General features: G+C 36.0%; 18 protein-coding genes. 9 read left to right on the top strand and 9 right to left on the bottom strand.

What is annotated here, in order from left to right; all coding sequences use genetic code 11:
- The first annotated feature begins 6 nt into the window (after window positions 1-6).
- Window positions 7-858: a sn-glycerol-3-phosphate ABC transporter permease UgpE gene (gene ugpE, locus Bho11B_RS02590; protein WP_078673582.1), complete on the top strand. Its 852-nt coding sequence runs from the start codon at window positions 7-9 to the stop codon at window positions 856-858.
- A 2-nt stretch (window positions 859-860) separates the two neighbouring features.
- Window positions 861-1,898 carry a sn-glycerol-3-phosphate import ATP-binding protein UgpC gene (locus Bho11B_RS02585; protein WP_035006280.1) on the top strand — a complete coding sequence of 346 codons (1,038 nt, stop codon included), beginning with the start codon at window positions 861-863 and terminating at the stop codon, window positions 1,896-1,898.
- Between the two features lie 57 nt (window positions 1,899-1,955).
- On the opposite strand, the gene Bho11B_RS02580 is transcribed toward Bho11B_RS02585, so the two are convergent.
- The 3 genes from Bho11B_RS02580 to Bho11B_RS02570 all read right to left on the bottom strand — a co-directional run bounded on the left by Bho11B_RS02580 (window position 1,956) and on the right by Bho11B_RS02570 (window position 5,810).
- Window positions 1,956-2,678 (bottom strand): glycerophosphodiester phosphodiesterase, encoded by a 723-nt coding sequence (locus Bho11B_RS02580; RefSeq protein WP_035006281.1) that lies wholly within the window; start codon window positions 2,676-2,678, stop codon window positions 1,956-1,958.
- A gap of 163 nt (window positions 2,679-2,841) precedes the next feature.
- A complete protein-coding gene (gene guaA / locus Bho11B_RS02575; protein WP_078673581.1) occupies window positions 2,842-4,398 on the bottom strand; it encodes a glutamine-hydrolyzing GMP synthase in 1,557 nt (518 codons plus the stop codon).
- Window positions 4,399-4,523: 125 nt separating this feature from the next.
- Complete coding sequence (locus Bho11B_RS02570; RefSeq protein ID WP_078673580.1) at window positions 4,524-5,810, bottom strand: RsmB/NOP family class I SAM-dependent RNA methyltransferase; 1,287 nt, start codon at window positions 5,808-5,810, stop codon at window positions 4,524-4,526.
- A gap of 243 nt (window positions 5,811-6,053) precedes the next feature.
- On the opposite strand from Bho11B_RS02570, the gene Bho11B_RS02565 reads away from it, so the two are divergent.
- Together Bho11B_RS02565 and Bho11B_RS07065 are read left to right on the top strand one after the other, a co-directional pair.
- Window positions 6,054-6,920 (top strand): universal stress protein, encoded by an 867-nt coding sequence (locus Bho11B_RS02565; RefSeq protein ID WP_035006284.1) that lies wholly within the window; start codon window positions 6,054-6,056, stop codon window positions 6,918-6,920.
- A 249-nt stretch (window positions 6,921-7,169) separates the two neighbouring features.
- A complete protein-coding gene (locus Bho11B_RS07065; protein ID WP_167884994.1) occupies window positions 7,170-7,319 on the top strand; it encodes a hypothetical protein in 150 nt (49 codons plus the stop codon).
- A gap of 165 nt (window positions 7,320-7,484) precedes the next feature.
- On the opposite strand, the gene guaB is transcribed toward Bho11B_RS07065, so the two are convergent.
- From guaB to Bho11B_RS02550, 3 genes are all read right to left on the bottom strand, one after another.
- Window positions 7,485-8,984: an IMP dehydrogenase gene (gene guaB / locus Bho11B_RS02560; protein ID WP_035006285.1), complete on the bottom strand. Its 1,500-nt coding sequence runs from the start codon at window positions 8,982-8,984 to the stop codon at window positions 7,485-7,487.
- 148 nt (window positions 8,985-9,132) lie between these two features.
- Entirely contained in the window at window positions 9,133-10,704 is a 1,572-nt protein-coding gene (locus Bho11B_RS02555) for a phospholipase D family protein (RefSeq protein WP_078673579.1), read from the bottom strand.
- Window positions 10,705-11,055: 351 nt separating this feature from the next.
- A complete protein-coding gene (locus Bho11B_RS02550) occupies window positions 11,056-12,438 on the bottom strand; it encodes a sigma-54 dependent transcriptional regulator (RefSeq protein WP_035006287.1) in 1,383 nt (460 codons plus the stop codon).
- Window positions 12,439-12,650: 212 nt separating this feature from the next.
- On the opposite strand from Bho11B_RS02550, the gene Bho11B_RS02545 reads away from it, so the two are divergent.
- Entirely contained in the window at window positions 12,651-13,025 is a 375-nt protein-coding gene (locus tag Bho11B_RS02545; protein WP_035006288.1) for a hypothetical protein, read from the top strand.
- Window positions 13,026-13,267: 242 nt separating this feature from the next.
- Here Bho11B_RS02545 and Bho11B_RS02540 read toward each other — a convergent pair whose 3' ends face one another.
- Complete coding sequence (locus Bho11B_RS02540) at window positions 13,268-14,263, bottom strand: SIS domain-containing protein (protein WP_035006289.1); 996 nt, start codon at window positions 14,261-14,263, stop codon at window positions 13,268-13,270.
- A gap of 39 nt (window positions 14,264-14,302) precedes the next feature.
- On the bottom strand, window positions 14,303-15,193 hold the full coding sequence (gene galU / locus Bho11B_RS02535; protein ID WP_078674138.1) for a UTP--glucose-1-phosphate uridylyltransferase GalU: 891 nt from the start codon (window positions 15,191-15,193) through the stop codon (window positions 14,303-14,305).
- A 254-nt stretch (window positions 15,194-15,447) separates the two neighbouring features.
- Between galU and Bho11B_RS02530 the strand changes: the two genes are divergently transcribed.
- On the top strand, window positions 15,448-16,704 hold the full coding sequence (locus tag Bho11B_RS02530) for a lytic murein transglycosylase (RefSeq protein ID WP_035006291.1): 1,257 nt from the start codon (window positions 15,448-15,450) through the stop codon (window positions 16,702-16,704).
- Between the two features lie 439 nt (window positions 16,705-17,143).
- Here the strand turns inward: Bho11B_RS02530 and Bho11B_RS02525 are convergent, their stop codons facing one another.
- Window positions 17,144-19,162 (bottom strand): M3 family metallopeptidase, encoded by a 2,019-nt coding sequence (locus tag Bho11B_RS02525; RefSeq protein WP_078673576.1) that lies wholly within the window; start codon window positions 19,160-19,162, stop codon window positions 17,144-17,146.
- A gap of 315 nt (window positions 19,163-19,477) precedes the next feature.
- On the opposite strand from Bho11B_RS02525, the gene mgtE reads away from it, so the two are divergent.
- From mgtE to ppa, 3 genes are all read left to right on the top strand, one after another.
- Entirely contained in the window at window positions 19,478-20,857 is a 1,380-nt protein-coding gene (gene mgtE / locus Bho11B_RS02520; protein WP_078673575.1) for a magnesium transporter, read from the top strand.
- A 148-nt stretch (window positions 20,858-21,005) separates the two neighbouring features.
- Window positions 21,006-22,829 (top strand): translational GTPase TypA, encoded by a 1,824-nt coding sequence (gene typA, locus Bho11B_RS02515; RefSeq protein WP_078673574.1) that lies wholly within the window; start codon window positions 21,006-21,008, stop codon window positions 22,827-22,829.
- Window positions 22,830-22,896: 67 nt separating this feature from the next.
- Window positions 22,897-23,439, top strand: a complete 543-nt coding sequence (gene ppa / locus Bho11B_RS02510) for an inorganic diphosphatase (protein ID WP_078673573.1) — start codon at window positions 22,897-22,899, stop codon at window positions 23,437-23,439.
- Window positions 23,440-23,474: the final 35 nt, after the last annotated feature.

Raw genomic sequence — 23,474 nt, 5'->3', positions numbered from 1 at the left:
GAAGTTATGGTTGAAAACCGCCCTTTTTTGAACTTTTTAACTCATTTCATTCTCATTATTGGTATTCTTATCATCTGTTTTCCAGTCTATATTGCCATTATTGCATCAACACATAATTCAGCAACATTTAATGGAGGGACACTTCCACTCTTACCAGGACAATATGGCTTAGAAAATTATAAAGCAATTTTTGGTGATGGCCTTGTAAAACTTGGTCTTCCACGTCTCTGGCCACTTTTAATGAACTCATTTATTATGGCTATTGGCATTAGTATTGGAAAAATTACTATTTCACTCTTCTCTGCTTATGCAATTGTCTATATGCGTTTTCCCTTTCGTAAAACTGCTTTTGCTCTTATCTTTATTACATTAATGCTTCCTATAGAAGTCCGCATTATTCCAACATATACAATAGTTGCACAATTAGGAATGATAAACACTTATAGTGGAATGATTATTCCATTAATTGCATCAGCAACCGCTACATTTTTATTTCGTCAATTTTTCCTTACTGTCCCTGATGAGCTCTTAGAAGCTGCCCGCGTTGATGGTGCAGGACCATTGAAATTTTTTAAGGATATTGTTCTCCCTCTTAGCAAAAGCAATATTGCTGCTTTATTCATCATTATGTTCATTTACGGATGGATACAATATCTCTGGCCTCTTATTGCTACAACAGATCAAGACCATCAAACTGTTCTTGTTATCTTAAAACAACTCATTGTTGAATCACTTCAACATGATCCTCAATGGAATATCCTTATGGCAGTAGCGGTTGTTGCTATGGCCCCGCCCGTTTTAGTCGTTATCTTCATGCAGCGGCTTTTTGTCAAAGGTCTCATTGAAACGGAGAAATAATTGTGGCTACAATCCAACTATTTAATATAATGAAACAGTATGATAATGATAGTCTGGTTATTAATGACTTGAATTTAACTGTTTCTGATAAAGAACTTCTCGTTCTTGTTGGTCCATCAGGATGTGGAAAATCAACCCTATTACGTATTATTGCAGGACTTGAACAAGTTACCTCTGGTGAGCTCTATATTGACAATGAGCTTATTAATAATCGTGAGCCTGCAAATCGTGACATTGCTATGGTTTTTCAAAACTACGCACTTTATCCGCATATGACTGTACGTGGAAACTTAGAATATGGCCTCAAGAATCGAAAAACGCCTAAAGAGGAAATGAACAAACGTATTGCTCATGCTGCAAAACTTTTAGAAATAGAACCATTTCTTGATCGTAAACCGCGACAATTATCAGGAGGACAACGCCAACGTGTTGCAATGGGACGTGTTATTGTTCGCCAACCACGTGTTTTTCTCTTTGATGAACCACTCTCAAATCTTGACGCAAAATTACGCGCTCAAATGTGCATTGAAATTAAAACACTCCAGCGTTCATTAGGAACAACGAGCCTTTATGTCACACACGATCAATTAGAAGCTATGACATTAGCTGATCGAATAGTTGTCATGAATAAAGGACGTATTGAACAAATTGGAACGCCAATGGAAATCTATGATTACCCAGCTACAATCTTTGTTGCTGGCTTTATTGGTTCTCCACCTATTAATTTTCTTGATCGTCAAATCTTAGAGCAATATTTAGGCTTCTCATTTTCTTGTAACAAAGAAACTGATATTTTAGCATTTAGGCCAGAAGCGACTTTGTTGGGTGAATATCCGGAACAAGGGCCTGTTTTTCATGCACATATCGAACTTATAAAACCTGTAGGCACAGGATGCCATGTTTTAACACGTTGGAACAATATTATTTTCACTGTTGAAATCAAAGAACGTCTTACAAATGATTATGGACAAAAACTAAGCTTCACTGTTCCCAATCAGAATTTTCACACTTTTAATAAACAAACAGGAAAACGCACATAATCAACCTAGAAAAATTTTCTTCCAGATTACTTAATCAGTAAGAAAAGCTCTCTTTTTTCATTTTTGCGAACGTAATCGTAAAGCAAGATCAGGTTGGTCGGTTGTAATATAATGCACTGGCATATCAAGCCAATGAGCCAAACGAGACACTCCATTGACCGTCCATACACCTACATTGAAGCCAGAATCAAGAGCCGATTCAATAAAGTCTCGTGATACAATAGAGCTATCCAAACTTAGATCAGAATACCCTAATTTTTTCCATTCAGAAAAACAACAGGACATATCACCTTTAAAACTATCAATACATGGCCCAGATGTTATTCCTGCTTCAATAAAAGGACGAAGACTCCTAGCATCAAAACTAATTGCTGAAACTCGTTTTTCTAAGTTTCGACTTTTGATCAATTCAAGCGCTCTTTGAGATAAAAGAGTTTCACGCTCAATTTCACCACATGTTTTGATTTCAAGATGAAGCGCTACATTGGTTGGCACCAAAAGATCAAGTAGCTCTTCTAGTAAAGGAGGTGCTTCAGTACTCCCTTTCACACGGAGTTGCTGACGTGTGTCATTATCGATCTCATGAATATATCCTTTTTTCCCAATCAATTGTTCAAGGGAGAAATCATGAAATATAACAATTTCACCGCTTTTAAGAAGGTGAATATCGCATTCAATTTCGTCCACTCCCAATGCAATCGCATGACGAAATGCTGAAAGTGTATTTTCAGAATAAAGACCAGCTCCACCACGATGAGCTATAATTTTTTTTTTAAGCATATTTTCAAACTTCTCTTAATTTCAAATAATATTCGTTAAATAGGATTAATGACGATTAAAAATCATTAATACAAAGCCTTTAACAATTTTCTTTTTTTATTTTTTCTAATTTTCTGAAATGCTTTATCCTAAAAAACTATATCTTTACTATTCTTAATTTCAATCATTCCCACTCAATAGTCCCAGGAGGTTTGGAAGTTATATCGTAAACAACACGGTTAATACCCTCGACTTCATTAATAATACGTGTTGCCACTTTACTCAAAAATTCCATATCATACGGATAAAAGTCAGCGGTCATACCGTCTACAGATGTTACAGCACGAAGAGCGCAGACAAACTCATAAGTACGTGCATCACCCATTACACCAACGGTTTGAACAGGAAGAAGAACAGCAAAAGCTTGCCAAATTTTATCATAAAGGCCAGCTTTTCTGATTTCATCAAGATAAATAGCATCTGCCTCACGCAAAATTTCTAATTTTTCGCGTGTAATTGCACCCGGACATCGAATTGCCAAACCAGGTCCTGGAAAAGGATGACGCCCAATAAACTGCTCAGGTAAACCTAATTCTCGCCCTAAAGAACGAACATCATCCTTAAAAAGTTCACGCAATGGCTCTACAAGTTGCATTTTCATCCGTTCTGGTAGCCCACCTACATTATGATGACTTTTAATCGTTACGGCTTCACCAATCGCTGAAACACTTTCAATGACATCTGGATAAAGGGTTCCTTGTGCTAAGAACTCGGCGCCTCCTATTTTTTTTGTTTCTTCTTCAAAAACTTCAATAAAAAGGCGACCAATTATTTTCCGCTTTTTTTCTGGATCTGTTTCACCTTCAAGCGCATTGATAAACATATCAGCAGCATTCACATGAATCAGCTTTATATTATAATGTCCTCGAAAAAGTGTAAGAACTTCTTCTACCTCATTTTTACGCATCAACCCATGATCGACAAAAACACACGTTAGCTGATCGCCTACAGCCTCGTGAAGTAATATAGCTGCAACAGATGAATCAACACCACCTGAAAGACCGCAAATTACATGACTTTTTCCAACCTTTTCGCGTATTGCAGTAACTGCCTGTTCACGATAAGTAGCCATTGACCAATTATTTTTAAGACCAGAAATTTTATGAACAAAATTTTTTAAGAGTTTTGCTCCATCTGTTGTATGAACAACTTCAGGATGGAATTGCACTGCATAAAAACGACGTTTCTCGTCAGCAATAGCAGCATAAGGAGCTCCTTGTGATGCTCCAATGACATGAAAGCCTTCTGGCAAAGCAACCACACGATCACCATGACTCATCCAAACTTGATGGCACGATCCTTTCTCCCAAACACCATCAAAAAGAGCACTTTCTTCTTTTATATCTAACAAAGCGCGTCCAAATTCACGTTCATGCCCTCTTTCAACTTTTCCACCAAGCTGAACACACATAACTTGCTCACCATAACAAATACCAAGAATCGGAATACCAGCATTAAAAATCTCCATTGGAACACGTGGCGAACCATCATCGACAGTCGAATAAGGACTGCCTGATAAAATAACAGCTTGAGGCTCGATTCGCTTAAATCCTTCTAAAGCAGATTGAAAAGGAACAATTTCAGAATAAACACCTATTTCTCGCACCCGTCGTGCAATAAGTTGCGTAACTTGTGAACCAAAATCAATGATAAGAATAGTATCTGAACGCAATGTGCTCATAAAAAACCAATCAATAATTACCTAAAATAAAAAAATGTATTATTCAATCTCTCTCTTTTCACAAGTCTATTGACGTAAGAAAAAGGTTATTGCCAATACAAGCGCGAAAAAAATCAAGATACGCATTAGAATTCCTTTTGTAAAATAGATAAAAAGAAACCATCTGTTTTAGTTGCTGCTGGTGATAAAGTCAGTCCATAATCTGAAAATGCCGGTTGCATAATTGAGGAACTAAAATGTCTATACCAAAGTTTCTGCATATTAATTGGAAGAAAATTAGAATGCTTTTGAAGAAACCGAGAAATTTGTTCTTCATTTTCATCATTAAAGAGAGAACAGGTAATATAAACTAAACGCCCTCCTGGCTTTATATAAATTAAGGCTTCATTCAAAATAGCGAACTGTTCTTCCTGACGTTGTTGCACTTTTTGTAAGGTCAAACGCCATTTCGCATCTGGACGACGGCGCCATGTTCCTGTCCCACTACATGGAGTATCCAATAAAACGATATCCATTTGACCTATTAATGATTTTAATTCTTCTTTATATACTCGTGGTTGTACATTATGAATACCAGCCCGTTGAAGTCGATTAAAGATAGGAGCCAAGCGAATCTTCTCTGAATCATAAGCATAAATTTGGCCTCGATTCTCCATATTGGCAGCTAATGCTAATGTTTTCCCCCCAGCTCCTGCACAATAATCTAATAACTGCATACCTGCTTTTGCTTCTACAAGATAAGAAACAAGTTGAGATCCCAAATCCTGTATTTCAAAATATCCTTTTTGAAAAGCGGGCTCAGCTTGAACATTAGGATGGCGCTCAAATTTTTCAATCGGTTCAATCCTTAATGCTTGCTGAAACCATGAAAAAGGCTTAACCTTTGTTTTTTCTAAGGCTTTAAGAACCTTCTTAGGCGTTGCCTTTAAACTGTTCACACGTAAATCTAAAGGAGGACGTGTTGCTAAAGCAGCTGCTTCCTTAATCCAATTATCTGCAAATAAAGGATATAGATGAGCTTTACACCATTGGGGAATATCAGCGCGAATATAGTCTGGTGCATTTACCAACTGACGTTGTTGCCATGCTTTCCTCTGCTGAGGTGCCAATAACTGCGGTGCAAATCGATCTCCCTCTAAAACTTTATCAACTTGCTCAATCGTTAACATACCAGAATCGAACAAAGTACCAAAAACTACATCTCGAATATTATTGCTATCCATACGCCATTGCAATGAATAACGCCGCCTTAAAGCATCATACACAATCGTCCCAATTGCTGCACGATCATTTACCCCAGCAAAACGATGAGAAAGTCCCCAATCTTTTAAAGCTTCACCCGCAGGGCGATAACGCGTTTCTATTTCTTGTAGAATATCTATTGCGGCCTGCAATCGCCCACCCAATCGCATTTACTTCTCCTATTCAATCTCTATACAATCTAAATGATTTAACTCAAAAACAAAAACTATCGTACTTATTTTTTAGCATTAACTTTAAAACAATAAAAATGGATATCGAAAACCGAATAGTGCTAGTACTATAACCTAGAATGTTTTATTCTAATGTGAAAGGGGGGCAATCATCTTATAATTTATAAACCCTAATAAAACTAATGAAGTATTCTATAACATGACAACATTGAGAAACTAGCAATGACAAAACCAATACTCGCTCTTATTGATTCTTCAATATATGCAAATCCTGTATGTGATTTAGCTTTATGGGCTGCTAAATCTATGCAAACAACAATTCGATTGTTATATGTATTAGATAAATCAGAAGAAGAAATTCATTTACCAGATACACAACAAATGGATATTAATAGCAATATCCTAAATCCATCTCTCCTAGCACAACAAGATCCCACTCTTGCTAAAGCACTCCTTGCTCAAAAAATCGGACAAACCGCTTTAGAAGAAGCCAAAAATTATCTCAATTCTCAAAGTCAAATCGAAGTTGAAATACGCCTGCGTCATGGAACTCTTTTAGATGCATTAAATATTTATACGAAACAATCATCAATGATTGTAATTGGAAAACGCGGTGAACAAACAGGACTTGATAAAAAGCGGTTAGGACTCAACTTCGAAAATATCGTACGCTCTTCTGAACTTCCAATTCTAGTTGCCTCCCGTCATTTCCAGAATATTCAACGAATTCTAATAGCCTTTGATGGTGGCCCATTAATTATGAAAGCTATTGATTTTATTTGCACACAAGAATTTTTTAAAAATGTAACCTTTATATTAGGGATGGCAGAACAGCAAACACAAACCATACAAAATAGCTTTGATGAAACCTTAACGCGGTTACAATCTGCAGGATTTAATGTTGAACCGCTTAGAACAGAAATTAATTTCGAAGAAATGGTTCTTCATAATATAAAACCACTTAATCTGAATATGCTCCTTATGGGTGCTTTCCATCATTCTAAAATGCACAATTTTTTATTTGGCTCTAAAAGTCAAACTATCATCCACAACGCACCTATTCCGGTCATGATTATGAGAGAATTATAAATTATTATCAAATCAGTAAAAACAAACATTGATTGCCTAAATAGGCAACTATAAATATTCAAAAGATGATATTCTGCAGAATTTTATTTTTCTGTGAAAAATGAAAATACATTTGAAAACATTCTATAGATTTATCTCTCCTCCTCAAAAAGCATAAACGAACTTTTTAGAAAATTATTGGAACTACTCTCTAGCATGACCGTTTGTCTTACAATTGGTATATGCCAAATAATTAAAAAGGAGAAAATAATGAAGACTTCTAGTCATGGAAAAACAACTGCATCCAAAAGCAGCCAAAATAAAATGCCCTCAAACGGTAGCAAGAAATCCGTCCAAGGTGATATGGCTAACAATCGCCAATATGCATCAAAAACAGGACGGAAGAACGTAAAAAGTTAACTTTATTTATATAACTTCTACATAACTACAACTTCCAGAAAGAATTGGAAATTAATACTCCAATTCTTTCCTTTTATTAAGTCTGAAATAATTAAAGAGGAAAACTCTTTACAAAGTAATCAACACCTTAATTATTTCATTCTAAGTACTGATAACCTTTACATATCAAATAGGTCCGCGATAATTCGGACTTTCACGCGTAATAGCAACATCATGTGTATGGCTTTCATAAAGACCAGCATTGGTAATACGTACGAAAGTTGCTTTTTCACGAAACTCAGCTAAATTTTGTGCTCCAACATACCCCATAGAAGCACGCAATCCACCTGCCAGTTGATGTAAAACTGATGCGATGGGGCCTTTATACGCCACTTGCCCTTCAACACCTTCAGGCACTAATTTGAGTGTATCTCGAACTTCAGCCTGAAAATAACGATCTGCTGATCCCCTTGCCATAGCACCAACTGACCCCATACCACGATAAGCCTTAAAGGATCGGCCCTGATAGAGATAAACTTCTCCTGGACTTTCTTCTGTACCAGCTAGAAGAGAACCAATCATAGCGGCACAAGCACCACCTGCTAAAGCTTTAGCAAAATCACCGGAAGCTTTGATACCCCCATCAGCAATAATAGGAATGCCTGCTTTATCAGCAATTTCTGCAGCTCCCATAATAGCTGCAAGTTGAGGAACACCAACGCCTGCAACAATTCGCGTTGTGCAAATAGAACCAGGCCCAATACCAACCTTTACCGCATCGGCACCACTATCAATCAAAGCTTGTGTTGCTTGAGGAGTTGCTACATTACCAGCAATAACAACCGTAGAAAAGGTCATTTTTTTAATACGTTTAACCATATCCAATACACGTTGAGAATGACCATGAGCCGTATCAATTACTAATAGATCAACGCCCGCATCAATTAAGTGTTCAGCACGTTCGATTCCTTCATTCCCCACACTACTCGCAGCAGCAACACGCAAACGACCTTGAGAATCTTTTGCAGCATTCGGATTTAATCGTGCCTTTTCAATATCTTTAACTGTCACCAAACCAACACAGCGATCTTGTTCATCTACAACAAGTAACTTTTCAATACGATGATGATGTAAAAGATATTTTGCTTCATCTAGTTGAACATTTTCACGCACTGTAATTAAATTTTCATGCGTCATTAATTCATAGATTTTTTGTTTTGGATCTGATGCAAAACGCACATCCCTATTCGTCAAAATGCCAACAAGTCGACCAGAAATTTTGCCTTTAGCACCACTTTCAACAACTGGAATACCTGAAATACTATGAGCACGCATCAAATCCTTAGCTTCTTCAAGTGTTGCATCAGGACCAATGGTCACTGGATTAACAACCATACCGGATTCAAATTTCTTCACTTGACGTACTTCTTCAGCTTGCTCCGCAGGAGACATATTCCGATGAATAACACCAAGACCACCCGCTTGAGCCATAGCAATTGCTAAACGAGACTCTGTAACCGTATCCATTGCAGCAGAAAGGAGTGGTAAATTCAACTCAATATCTGCTGCAATACGGGTTTTAAGATCCACTTGGCTAGGCATAACGAGAGAATGACCTGGCTGCAAAAGCACGTCATCAAAGGTTAGTGCCAATGCACCTGTGCTTGTTTCAATAATTTTTGCCATAGCCAAATTCCTCTAATACTAAAACACTGTGACAGTTATAGGGGCAACTTTAGTTCTCTTAAGTCACGAATTGGCGATCAATTATGCCATGTGACCGATAAAATGAAAAGAGAAAATAAATATTTTTCTAAAATAGAACGTGTACAATCTATAACTGCGACTCAATGGGTAACCAACTCATTATTTTTGCAAATGCACGACGCTTCAAATTACTTTCTGGTTCATAATCAACGCTGTATTTTTTCTCATTTTCAATAAAATCCCAGTAAATACGATCATTATCACCAAGACGTAAACAATAACTCATTTCACCGGTCGTTTCTTCAGAAAAAAGCAAATCTAATCTCGTTGCTATTGGTGGGCATTCAAAAAGAATCCCCATTTCTGTATTTAATGAAACGGAACGAGGATCAAAATTTAAAGATCCAATAAAAGCAGTTTTACAGTCAATTAAAAAAGCTTTTGTATGCAAACTCGCCTTATTAGATCTAAACAACCGCAATCGGTGAGTTCCTCCATCTGGTTTTAGTTCATAGAGTTGAACACCACTTTTCAATAACACTTTACGATAAGGCGCATAACCTCCATGTACAATGGCCACATCAGTAGCTGCCAAAGAATTAGTAAGAATTTTGACATTAATACCTTTTGATACCAAATTGCGGAAACTCCGTGTTCCTTCTTTACCCGGAACAAAATAAGGCGATGTAATCTGAATTGTTTTTTTTGCGCTATCAATAACCTGTGAAAGAGCTTCCATCAACCAATTTGCCGTATGCTTCCGTAATGCCTTTTCTGGAGGATCTGAAAGAACATCTACTTTATCTGCTACAAATAATCGTTTACCTATTTGAATAAAATATTCAAAATTGATATGCTTATTGACATAAGTTAAATAAACTTTGGCAACTTTTGAATTACGGAATTTACGTAATTTAGCTTTCCAAATATCGAGATCTCCTTCTCTGTCAGGAACAACCAAAGTATGTATCGGTAAAACCACAGCGCTATTCCAAAAATTATCAAAGATCGTTTCTATTTTTTTAACCGATGGTCCAATTAACATGAGATCTAAATCTCGAAAACTTGACTGTTTATTTACACCCAAATAAGCATCTGAAAGATTTCTCCCTCCTACTAAAGCTACACGCCCATCAACAATAAAGGCTTTATTGTGCATTCTGCGCGTTACCATAATCGCCCGTAATATAATCTCTAAACCACGGCGTAAACCACCTTTACGTACGCGCCCTGGATTAAACACTCTCACCTCAATATGAGGATGTTTATCAAGTGCAACATAAGCCGGATCACGCCCCTGAGCATTAATATCATCTAAAAGAAGACGCACTCGTACACCACGATCAGCTGCCTTAACTACTTCGCTAAGCAGCAAACGGCCTGTTAAATCATCATTCCAAATGTAATACATCAGATCAAGACTGCGTCCAGCTTTTGCTGCACCTATCGCACGAACACAAAATGCATCTAAATTGCTTACAATAAGTGAAAGAGCATCCTTATCAATTCCCACTCCATTTGTCTCTTTTGCTAATCTGCTTACTATACGATCAATTTCAGTCTCACTTTTCTCAACATTTAGTGCATAAGAAGACTCTCCTCTAGCACTTCTAATGAAACAACCATAAGTATAAATTGCTAACATAGAAGCAATAACGAAAAGTGCAGTGAAGCCAACAATAATGTTTAATAACGTCAAAGAGAGAAACTTTCTTTCTAAAAAATATCATACACTCAATAAATACGTAAAGAAACATTAGAATCAATGGTTCTATCTTTTAATCTGTAGAAAAAAGAATATGATCATTTTCTATAAGATATAACAAAAAACATCATTATTTTTAAAACTTTGATGTTCATATTCAAAAATTCTAAGCAACTTTACTATTGTTGTCCGAAAATATTTGAAACAAACAAATTATTGCAATAAATGACATTTCATTTTTATGGCTAATTTATGGCTAAAAAGACTTCTTTTTTGATGATAAAACAATCACACTCTGTTGAACTATTATAATTCGTAGATACAGATGTTTTGTTAAAAATTTTATTACTGCTTTTGATTATTTATTGTCTTCAATTCCTCTATTTTACGATAAAGAGTAGAACGCCCAATCTGAAGACGTCGAGCAATTTCACTCATACGTCCTTTATAATGTGCAACTGCCTTTTTAATAATATCACACTCCATCTCAGAAAAAGTGCGTACATGCCCATCAACATTAAAAAGTCGTATAAATTTTCTTTCATAGCGTTCTTGAATATCATTATCAGTTATCTTTGAAATATTCATGTGTGGATTTTTTATTAATTGCGGAAAATCTCTCACAGTTAATAATGGTCCTTCGCTCATCAAAACCGCACGAAATAGCAAATTTTCCAGTTCTCTATAATTACCAGGCCAATCATACTGCATAAACATAGAAATAACCGTCCCTCCTAAACCATGCACATGCGATTGCCCGGTTTCAGCAATAATATAGTCAATCAAACACTGAGAAATTTCTGGAAGTTCACCTCTCAACTCTCGCAAAGCAGGTATATTAATATATAATTGGGAAATTTTTTCAAAAAAACTATGTGTAAAAAAACCTACCTGGACTAAATCTGCAAGACGCGATGTTGAAAGAGCAATAATGCGAAAAGGCAGATTTTTATCTTTTGCTGCTTCTGCTCTCTCTTGAAGATAATGCGCAAAACGTTTTTGCTGTATTGGCTCTAATCGATCAATATCACATAAGCAAAGCGTCCCATGCTTAAGAGAAGAAACTAGCGGTACAAACTCTTTAAACCAAAAACGATTCTCTTCCTCTGGATCAAAAACTGGTAAACATTGGAAGCGAACAAAATTCCCCTTTGAAAAAAAACTTTCATCATGAATAATACGAGCTAATTTCTCACGACCAGTCCCTACTTCACCTTCTATCAAAAGATTCTGAAAAGAAGTTGCTGCACTTTTTGATTGTTCTAAAATGGCCTGCATTACAGTGCTTTTTTTATAGATATCAAAAAATCGTAAATGATTTTCTTTTTGCCTACGAACATACTGAATTTCATTTTCTAATGCGGAAATGAACGCAAGATTATTCAAAGTAACTCTCAACCGTAATGGGGTAACTGGATAGAACCAATAATCAATAGCTCCAGCTTTTAAAGCTTTTTGAATTAATTCTTGATTATCTTGCTTTGCTATAACAATGACTCGAATAGAGATTCGAGCCATTCTAATCATTTTAATTAGATCACTTACACCTAAATCACTAATAGTAACATCAAGCAACACAAGCGTAATATTTTTACGCCTATATAAAAGATCAATTATGCGTAAGCTATTTTCTGCTTCAATAACGCGGTAGCCAAATCCTCGAAGCATAGTAGAAAGCTCTGCACGCTTTCCGTGATCTTCCCCCGCAACGAGAATAGGACCAACCATAGCTTTAATAATCTCCTCTGAGACTACTAAATATATTTATAATAAGATTCATTACAAACCACAAAATATATTTTACCTTTTGTAACCGGCATGCTAATTTTACCAAATTATTCATTAAACACAATGTTTAAGAGTCTTTTCAATTTTTTGCCTTTACTTTAAACTTGTCATAAAAAGTAATAAAGAAAACGAAAACATATAGAGTAAAAAACATGAAACATATTTGCTGTATTTTATACCTGACAATAATTGCTTTAATATTAGTTGCTTGCAATCCTTCGCAAAATCGCAATAAATTCTTATTTATCAACAATATGCCAACTAGAATCGATGGAGAATGGATCGACACAAATGGTATTATTTCTTCTTTTCGTAGTGGTATTTTTGAAACACGAGCAGCAGATACAAAAGAAAAGCTTTCAGAAGGTACCTACAATTATATCAACACTCACCACGTAGAAATTGAGATATATTCGCTTGTTCGTGGAACCGTTTCTAGAGCAAGTTGCACAATATCTAATGATACAATGCAACTCCTCTGTACATCAAACACTGGTTCACAATTCTTCCTCAAACGCAAAACCTAAATAAAATTTAAAACTTTTTATAAAAATATAAAAAGTACTCTCACAGGAGAAAGTTCTTTCTTCCTGTGAGGAAATTATTATTAAAAGATATTACTATATCTATGATCTTACATTACCATAAACTTAACAAATAACCATTCACCAATAGATATATCTCAAGCATTCTTCCTCTCAAAAAGATTACTGCTATTATCTCATCATTTTTTGCTGATAAATATATTGCCCTCTCAATATTAATTAACTTATGCCACACCAATACGCAAAAGATCGTGAAAATGAACAATTCCAATAGGCTTTTTATTTTCAATCACGAAAAATGCTCCAATATGATGATCATTAATAAATGCTGTTGCTGCACCAACGAGTGTATCTGGGCCAACAGTCTTTGGATTTTTAGTCATTACCTCATCAACATTGAATTGTGACAAATCATTGTGAATATTGCGTGCAAGATCACCATCTGTTATAATTCCAATTAATTCACCTCTTGGATTTACAACACCAACACAACCAAAGTGTTTTTCAACCAAAATCTCCATAGCTGCTGTCATGGGCACTCCCTGTGTAACTAAAGGGACACGATCCCCTTGATGCATAATATCACGCACGTATTTAAGGTTTGCCCCAAGAGATCCCCCAGGGTGATAAATTTTGAAATCAGTCGCAGTAAAACCTCGCATTTCCAAAAGAGCAATAGCTAATGCGTCTCCTATCACTAATTGCATAGTTGTTGAAGTTGTCGGAGCAAGACCATGAGGACAAGCTTCCTCTACTTTTGGCAATAATAACACAATATCAGCTTGCCGTCCTAATATAGAGTGCTCACCAGATGTTATTGCAATTAGTGGTATACGAAAACGTGCAGCATGGCTTATAATACCACTTAACTCTGTAGTTTCCCCAGACCACGATAAAGCAAGAATAACATCATCAGAACAAATCATACCAAGATCACCATGATTAGCTTCCGCAGCATGGATAAAAAAAGCAGGTGTTCCAGTTGAAGCTAAAGTCGCGGCAATTTTTGTCCCTATATGACCGCTCTTACCAAGTCCAGTAATTACCACGTGACCATTTGCATTGCTAATGGCTTGGACAGCTGCTTTAAAAGAATCTGCAAGCTTCTCCTGAAAAGCCTTTTCAAGAACTTCAAGCCCTCGTTTTTCAATAGAAATAGTCTTAAGCGCTAAGATAACTGCATTTTGTAGATTTAACGTATTAGAAGACTGTATCGTCATAACTGAATTCGATAAATGAAATCACTCTTAAAGTCTATATCATTTTTCAACGTTAATTTTTTCAAGTAAGTTTTTCAGCGATGTAAAAAGTTGCTGATGCATATCAGTACGTGAAAGAGCAAATGCAACATTAGCCTCAATAAAGCCAATTTTAGATCCACAATCAAAAGTGCGCCCATCTAATTGAAAACCAAAAAAAGCTTGTTCATTTGAAAGTCGCACCATAGCATCCGTTAATTGAATCTCATTTCCTGTTCCTCGTTTTTGATCAGATAAAATATCAAAAATCTCTGGCTGCAAAATATAACGTCCATTAATATACAGATTAGATGGAGCCCTTTCTATAGCTGGTTTTTCTACCATTTGTGTGATTTCAAAACCATTTGCGACCTGCTTTCCTTTTCCTACGATACCGTATTTATATACTTCTTCATGATTGCACTCTTGAACAGCAATAATATTACCTCCTCCTGTTTTTTCATAAAGATGTATCATCTCAGAAAGACAACCTTTTTTAGTTTGCATGAGCATATCCGGTAATAATAAAGCAAAAGGCTCTTTTCCAACAAGCTCACGCGCACACAAAACAGCATGTCCTAATCCCAAAGGCTGCTGTTGCCGAGTGAAAGAAGTCATTCCTGGCTGCAATTGCAAATTTTTTAAATGCTCTAGCTCCTCTATTCTTTTACATTCAGCAAGAGTTGTATATAATTCAACCTGAGCATCAAAATAATCTTCAATAACTGCCTTATTGCGCCCAGTAATAAAAATGAAATGCTCAATACCTGCTTCACGTGCCTCATCTACCACGTATTGAATAACAGGCTTATCAACAACAGTTAGCATTTCTTTAGGAACTGCTTTTGTTGCTGGAAGAAAACGAGTACCAAGACCCGCTACAGGAAATACTGCCTTACGGATTTTACACACATTCATCTTCCTACTTACCAATACAATATTTGTTAGATAATCCTCTGATACAATTTATCATTATATTTTAACTACAAATAAATAAAAATGTTCTATTTTCTAAATTTTCATATAATAAACATAGAAAAGACGCAATAATTAATTAAATCGTTTCATTTTAAGACAAATTTTACTTGATCTGATATAGATTTTATTAAATACGAAAATAAAATAACTGCACATCCGAACACTTTTACATAGATAAAAATTAGAAAATGAAAACAATAAAATTTAGTCCATTATTTTTTTTAAAAAAAACTATAAATCAAAGGTTATCTTTCATTCGCTTACTCTCTACCTTTGCCACTCTTCTAATAGTTTTTTCCTCGCCTACATATGCCGATAGTAGTTTTCAACACTGGATTAATGAATTCAAAAAAACGGCTTTAGCCAACAATATTTCACCATCCACATTTGATATGGCTTTTAAAACAATTCATACAATTGACCAAGAAGTCTTAAAAAAAGCAGCATATCAACCAGAGTTTGTTGATATGCCATGGGAATATTTTGACAATCGCATTCATGACGATGCAATTGTAGAAGGAAAACAGCAAGCTAAAAAATGGCAACAGTGGTTACAAAAAATTGAAAAGCGTTTTGGTGTTAATCGTAATCTCCTCCTCGCCATTTGGTCGATGGAAAGCAACTATGGAAAAATTTTAACAAATAAAGGCATAATGCGTGATACTATCCGTTCACTTGCAACTTTAGCTTATGCCGACCCAAAACGTCAAAAATACGCGCGCACGCAACTTATTGCAGCAATGAAAATTCTACAAAGAGGTGAAATTCACCGCTCTCAACTCGTGGGATCTTGGGCAGGAGCACTAGGACATACGCAATTTATTCCAAGCAGTTATCTCATCTACGCTATTGATATGGATGGAAGTGGGCGCTCTGATATTTGGAATTCGATTCCTGATTCACTTGCTACTTCTGCTAACCTTCTCTATACGAATGGTTGGCAATCTAATCTTGTCTGGGGAATTGAAGTTAAATTACCAAATAACGAAAAATTACCTGAAAATTGGTTATCCTTTAAACAATGGAAAGAGTTAGGTGTTCAACACGCACATGGAAAACCTTTTCCTTCTTTATCTGAACAAGCAATATTGAAATTTCCTGACGGTCCAAAAGGACCTGCATTTCTGGTAACAAAAAATTTCTTTGTGCTTAAACGTTATAATAATGCAGATCGTTATGCTTTCGCTGTTGGCCTTCTTTCTGATCGTATTGCTGGACATCCTAAATTATTCCAAGATTGGAATCGACCATTTAAACCTATTACTTTCAAAGAGCGTATAGAATTGCAATCTCGTTTAGCAAAACTTGGAGATTATGAAGGAGAAATTGATGGTAAAATTGGTATAGCTTCCAAGAAAGCGATTAAAGCTTTTCAGCTACGTCATGGTTTAGAAGGAAATGGATATCCAAGCTACGAAACTCTCTCTCATATCAGAAAACAATAACCTTAAAGTCAAACACTTATCTCATGGTTTATTTTCCTTAATGATTATCTAACATCTTAAAATTGAAAAAAATTCTTAGTTTTATGGTGATTGTCTTGTTTATAAAAAGATTTCTAAAATAAATTGAAGTGAAACCTGTACTTTATGAAACGCATCATGCAATTAGAAAAAATGCTATAACTGCTAACTATGCTTTTCAAAAATAAAGACTTCGTTGCATTATTCAAATACAATCATATCTCTAAAAATTTTAATAAAATTATTTAAAACTATAGATTTATCATTTAATAATACCATAAGAAATATGAGCTTTAGTTAAAGCTAAAATTAAAATAGATAACATACAAAATTTTAGTTCTAGATTTCAAAAATCATAGTATTTCATCAATGTCTTAATTTATCCGCAGATAAAATCGTATATCGACACCCTACTTTATCTTTACAATCCACGTTTCTTTATCATTGATTCTGGTGAAGGTAATCGCCCTCGAAAAGATTCATAGAGTTTCTCAGGATCATAACTTCCTCCAGCAGAATAGACAAAACGCTTTAATCGACTAGCAAGTTCTGGATTGAAAACATCGCCTGTTTCTTCAAAAGCTTGAAAAGCATCAGCATCAAGGACTTCTGACCACATATAAGAATAATAACCAGCCGCATAACCATCACCTGAAAATATGTGTGCAAAATGCGGAGGACGATGACGCATAATAATTGTATCAGGCATTCCTAATTTTTCTAATTCCTTACGTTCAAAAAATGTTGGATCCACCACTTTTTCTTCTTGATGAAAAGCCATATCTACTAAAGCAGATGAAAGAAATTCAACAGCATTAAAACCAGCATTAAATGTATGTGCTGACAAAATTTTATCCAACAAAGCTTGCGGCAAAGAAGTACCTTTTTCCACATGCGTAGCATATGATTGCAATACTTCTGGTACAATGAGCCAATGCTCATAAAGTTGAGAAGGAAGCTCAACAAAATCACGCACAACTGATGTTCCCGCAACAGATGGCCATGTAACATCAGACAGCAAACCGTGCAATGCATGCCCAAACTCGTGGAAAAGTGTGCGTGCATCATCAAGCGATAAAAGAGCAAGCTTCCCTTTAGAGGGCTTCGCAAAATTACATACATTGTAAACAATAGGCTTTTGCCCTCCGTTCAATTTATGCTGTGATTGTAATCTGCTCATCCACGCTCCAGATCGTTTTGAAGAACGTGCAAAATAATCACCAATAAAATGCCCAAGTAAACTTCCATCAGATTTTTTGACCTCCCATAAGCGTGCATCAGGATGCCAAAGTGCAACATCAGTTTTTTCTTCAAATGAAATCCCAAAAAGTTTTTTTGCAACGAAAAAAGCTGCTTCAATCATGCGATCAAGCTGCAAATAATATTTTACTTCTGTTTCATCAAATAAAAACTTCTCAGTGCGCAACTTTTCAGCATAATAACGCCAATCCCAAGCTTTTAAAGGCTCATTATCTCCTTGATTTTTTGCAAAATTTTGTAATTCAGCCTGTTCAGTAGCAGCCTTAACTTTTGCCCGCTCCCATACAGGGATAAGCAAATTCATAACTGCATCAACATTTTTAGCCATAGTATTGTCAAGCTTTAAATCCGCAAAAGATTTATACCCCAACAATTTTGCCTTTTCGCTCCGAAGTGCAATCATCTCCACAATAATTGCTTTATTATCATGAGTATTTTCACCCCGTTGAGACCAAGCTTGAAAAGCTGTTTTACGCAAATCACGACGATGAGAGAATTTTAAAAAAGGTTCAACAATCGAGCGCGTTAAGATTAATGCATACAGTCCATCACGGCCTCTCTCACAAGCAATTTCTTTCATAGAAGCAATAAGATCATCTGGTAAACCAGATAAATCTGTTTGTTCCAAAAACAAAATCCATTCAGCCTCATCTTTTAAGATATGCTGACCAAAAGTAGCACCTAAAAGGGCAAGCCTTTCATCAATTTCAACAAGACGTTTTTTACCCTTTTCATCAAGTTTTGCACCATTATGAACAAATCTCTTCCACCCTAATTCAAGCACACGTTCAGTTTCATGGTCATACAAACCTTGCTGTGCTTTTTTATAGAGCATATCCATTTTCGCAAATATCCGCGTATCCATCATAATTTTTGAAGAATAACGTGAAAGTTTAACAACAAATTCTTGTTCTAATTTTTGAATCAATTCATTACTGTGTGCACTCGCACGCAGAAAAAATATAGAGCATACGCGATCAAGATTCTTACCAGCGAGCTCAAAAGGCTGCAAAAAATTCTCAAGTGTTGGTAATTCTTCCAAAGCAGCAATAACTTCTATTTCCTCTTCAGCCTCTTTCAGTGCCTGTTCAAAAGCAGGTTTAAAATCATCATCATTTATTGAAGAAAAATCAGGAAAACCTGACAATTCCATCCAGTCGAACATTGCTGCTTGTGTCATAATATTATACTGCCTACATTAGTAAATTTAAAATCAAATAGTCACCTATGTGATATGGCCTATTAATAATAATTTTATACTCTAAAATAGCCTTGTAAATTTAAATTTTTATATAAAAATATTATTTTATTATTTTGGAATATGCACAAAAAATTCTTTTTCTGGCCTCATGAAATTGTTTACAGTTTTTACAAATTGCAATCTATCCTTGACTTTATTTTGAATATTAACAATTGAAAAACTTGTATTCTAAGTTGTCTATAATTTTGATTCATTCTATCTATATATCTCTAATCTTTTAGAAGGCACTTCGCTATGACTGAAATCAAAACATCTACTAGCAACCTCAAAGATTTACCTTCTGAAGCCCTTGCTGAAGAATTAAAAAATCTTCATTTTGCCGACTCGATTGATATCATTAATGGTCTTGATATTATGGAACGGGTAATTATCCTCAGTCTTTTGCCTATTGATTATGCCATTGAACTTTTTGACAAACCAGAACTTGAAAGCCCAGCTGCTATTCTTGAACTTTTGCCCGTGAATCTTGCTGTCGAAATTCTTGACGGTATGTCTGCAGATGCTGCTGCGGACGTCTTCCAAGAAATGAATCAAGAAACGCGTAAACGGTTTTATGCTTTACTAAAATCTTTAACTCGGACTGAACTCAAAAAACTTACCAGTTATCCAGATCATACAGCTGGTGCATTGATGACAACAGAGTTTATAGCAGTACCAGCGAATTGGACTGTAAAAAAAACTTTAGATCATATTCGGGATGTTGAAAGAACACGTGAGACAGTATACACAAGCTATGTCATTGATCCGAAAACAAGTACCCTTCTCAAAGCCGTTTCTCTCCGTAACCTTATTCTTGCCTCACCTGATGATAAAATTTTAAACGTCTCCACACACGATACACCTATCACAATATCACCCTTTACACACCACGAAGATATTGCTCGTCTCTTTCAACGTCATGATCTTCTTTCTGTACCAGTTATTGATGACAGCAATCATGTGATTGGTATTGTAACAGTTGACGATGTACTTGACTCTATGGTCGATGAAATGAGTGAAGATGCCTATAAATTTGGAGGATTGGAAGCTTTAGATAAACCATATATGCAGATAAATTTTTTGGGAATGATGAAAAAACGCGGTGGCTGGCTGGCTTTACTCTTTATGGGTGAAATGTTAACAGCAAGCGCCATGCAATATTTCGAAACAGAACTTGAAAAAGTAATTGCTCTTACATTATTCATTCCTCTTATTATGAGTTCAGGAGGAAACTCTGGTTCACAAGCAACGTCTCTTATTATTCGTGCATTAGCCTTACGGGAACTCACACTCAAAGACTGGTGGAAAGTCATTATTCGTGAAATTCCAACAGGCATCTCCCTTGGTATTTTACTCGGAATCATCGGTATTATACGGATTGCTGTTTGGCAACAACTCGGAATTTATAACTATGGTGATTATTGGTTTTTTATTGCTATAACTGTAGGAATAGCTTTAGTTGGAATTGTTACATTCGGTTCTTTAGTCGGATCTATGCTGCCCTTTATTCTTAAACGCTTAAAATTTGACCCGGCAAGTGCTTCGGCTCCCTTTGTTGCGACCTTAGTAGATGTCATGGGTATTATAATTTACTTTTCCGTTGCTTCTTTTATTTTAACTGGAATCTTACTTTAATATGGCACGTATTAAAATCTCTCCTTCATTTTTATAAAAAATGTTCTTCCTCTTCCCAAAGTCTAAAAAAAACTGTAAAAGATCTGAAACTGTAAAGAGAAAAGCTTTACTTCAAAGAGAATTTCATTAAACGAAAAGAAGAAAATTTATGCAATTGCGTAATATTGCTATCATCGCCCACGTTGACCACGGTAAAACAACACTTGTAGACGAACTCCTCAAACAATCAGGAAATTTTCGTGATAACCAGCGCACAAGCGAGCGCATGATGGATTCAAATGATATCGAAAAAGAACGCGGTATTACAATTCTAGCAAAAGTAACATCTGTTGTTTGGAAAGATACCCGAATTAATATTGTTGATACCCCTGGTCACGCCGATTTCGGTGGTGAAGTAGAACGTATCCTTAATATGGTAGACGGAGCTATTGTCCTTGTTGATGCTGCTGAAGGTCCTATGCCACAAACCAAATTTGTTGTTGGAAAAGCGTTAAAAGTAGGATTACGTCCTATTGTTGCAATCAATAAAATTGATCGACCTGACGCCCGAGCTGATGAAGTTGTCAATGAAGTTTTTGACCTTTTTGCAGCTCTTGATGCAACCGATGAACAATTGGATTTCCCTATTCTTTATGGATCAGGTCGTGATGGATGGATGGCTGTATCTCCTGAAGGACCCAAAGATCAAGGATTAAGTGCCTTGTTTGATCTTGTAGTCCGTCATGTACCTACACCAACCATTGCTGAAGGACCATTCCGCATGATCGGTACTATCCTTGAAGCCGATCCTTTTTTGGGACGAATCATTACAGGACGCGTTCATTCGGGCTCAATTAAACCCAATCAAAATATTAAAGTTCTGGGACAAGATGGAAAACTTTTAGAAACTGGGCGTATTTCAAAAATTTTAGCATTCCGTGGATTAGAACGACAACCTATTGAAGAAAGTGCTGCTGGAGATATTATAGCAATTGCAGGACTCCAAAAAGGAACTGTTGCTGATACCTTCTGTGATCTTTCCGTCAATGAGTCTCTTATTGCTCAACCAATTGATCCACCCACTGTTACTATGAGCTTTCTTGTGAATGATAGTCCCCTTGCTGGTACAGAAGGAGATAAAGTAACAAGTCGAATTATCCGTGACCGTTTGTTAAAAGAGGCAGAAGGAAATGTAGCTCTTAAAATTGAAGAATCAGATGATAAAGACTCTTTTTATGTTTCAGGACGAGGAGAATTACAGCTCGCGGTCCTTATTGAAAACATGCGTCGTGAAGGATTTGAACTAAGTGTTTCACGACCACGCGTAGTTATGCAAAAAGATGAAAATGGAATAACTTTAGAACCAATTGAAGAAGTTGTAATCGATGTTGATGAAGAATATTCCGGAACCATTGTTCAAAAAATGTCAGAACGCAAAGGAGAAATGATTGAACTCCGTCCATCAGGTGGAAATCGTGTACGCCTTGTGTTTTATGCACCAACCCGCGGACTTATTGGCTATCAATCTGAACTTTTAACGGATACACGTGGTACAGCAATTATGAATCGTCTTTTCCATGCCTATGAGCCTTATAAGGGAGAAATTAGTGGCCGTACCAATGGTGTAATGATTTCAAATGATAATGGTGAAGCTGTTGCCTATGCGCTTTTTAATCTTGAAGATCGTGGCCCTATGATGATCGATGCTGGCGTAAAAGTTTATCAAGGTATGATTGTTGGCATACACTCACGCGATAATGACTTAGAAGTAAATGTTTTAAAAGGGAAGAAGCTAACAAACATGCGTGCTTCTGGTAAAGATGAAGCCGTAAAATTAAGCCCTCCAATCAAAATGACCTTAGAACGTGCACTGTCATGGATACAAGATGACGAGCTAGTAGAAGTGACGCCTAAAAATATTCGTTTGCGTAAACTCTACCTAGATCCAAATGAACGTAAACGTTTCGAAAAAACACGTTCATCACTTGCCTGATGATGAATCTCTTTACCTTAATGTACTATTCTGTTTGATTTTATTTAATTCTAGAAAGGGTAATTACGTGAACATTAATGAAATACCTATCGGCAAAAATCCACCAGAAGATGTTAATGTTATCATTGAAGTTGCTATTGATAGTCAACCAATAAAATATGAAATGGATAAAAAATCTGGATTATTATTTGTTGACCGTTTCCTCCATACACCAATGACTTATCCTGGAAATTATGGCTTCATCCCGCATACACTTTCGGAAGATGGTGATCCCATTGATGTTCTCATCAGTAGCACCCGTCCTCTTATTCCAGGTTGTGTCATTAATGTATACCCAATCGGTGTTCTTATGATGGAAGATGATGGCGGCAAAGACGAAAAAATTATTGCTATTCCTGCTCAAAAATTAACAAAACGCTACATTAATGTTCATAATTATATAGATCTTCCAGAAATCACATTAAAACAAATTGAGCATTTTTTTGGACATTACAAAGATCTTGAACCTGGAAAATGGGTTAAAATTGAAGGTTGGCGCGATAAAGACTATGCACATGAATTGATTAAAAAAGCGATTGAACGTAATAAACAACATAACTGTTCGCTTTAAATAAAAACACAGCCTGTATCTTCACAGGCTGTCAT

The organism is Bartonella sp. 11B (assembly GCF_002022625.1).
GTDB lineage: Bacteria > Pseudomonadota > Alphaproteobacteria > Rhizobiales > Rhizobiaceae > Bartonella > Bartonella rochalimae.
The sequence above is the reverse complement of the archived record's forward strand: the minus strand, read 5'-3'. Positions and strand labels throughout refer to the sequence as shown.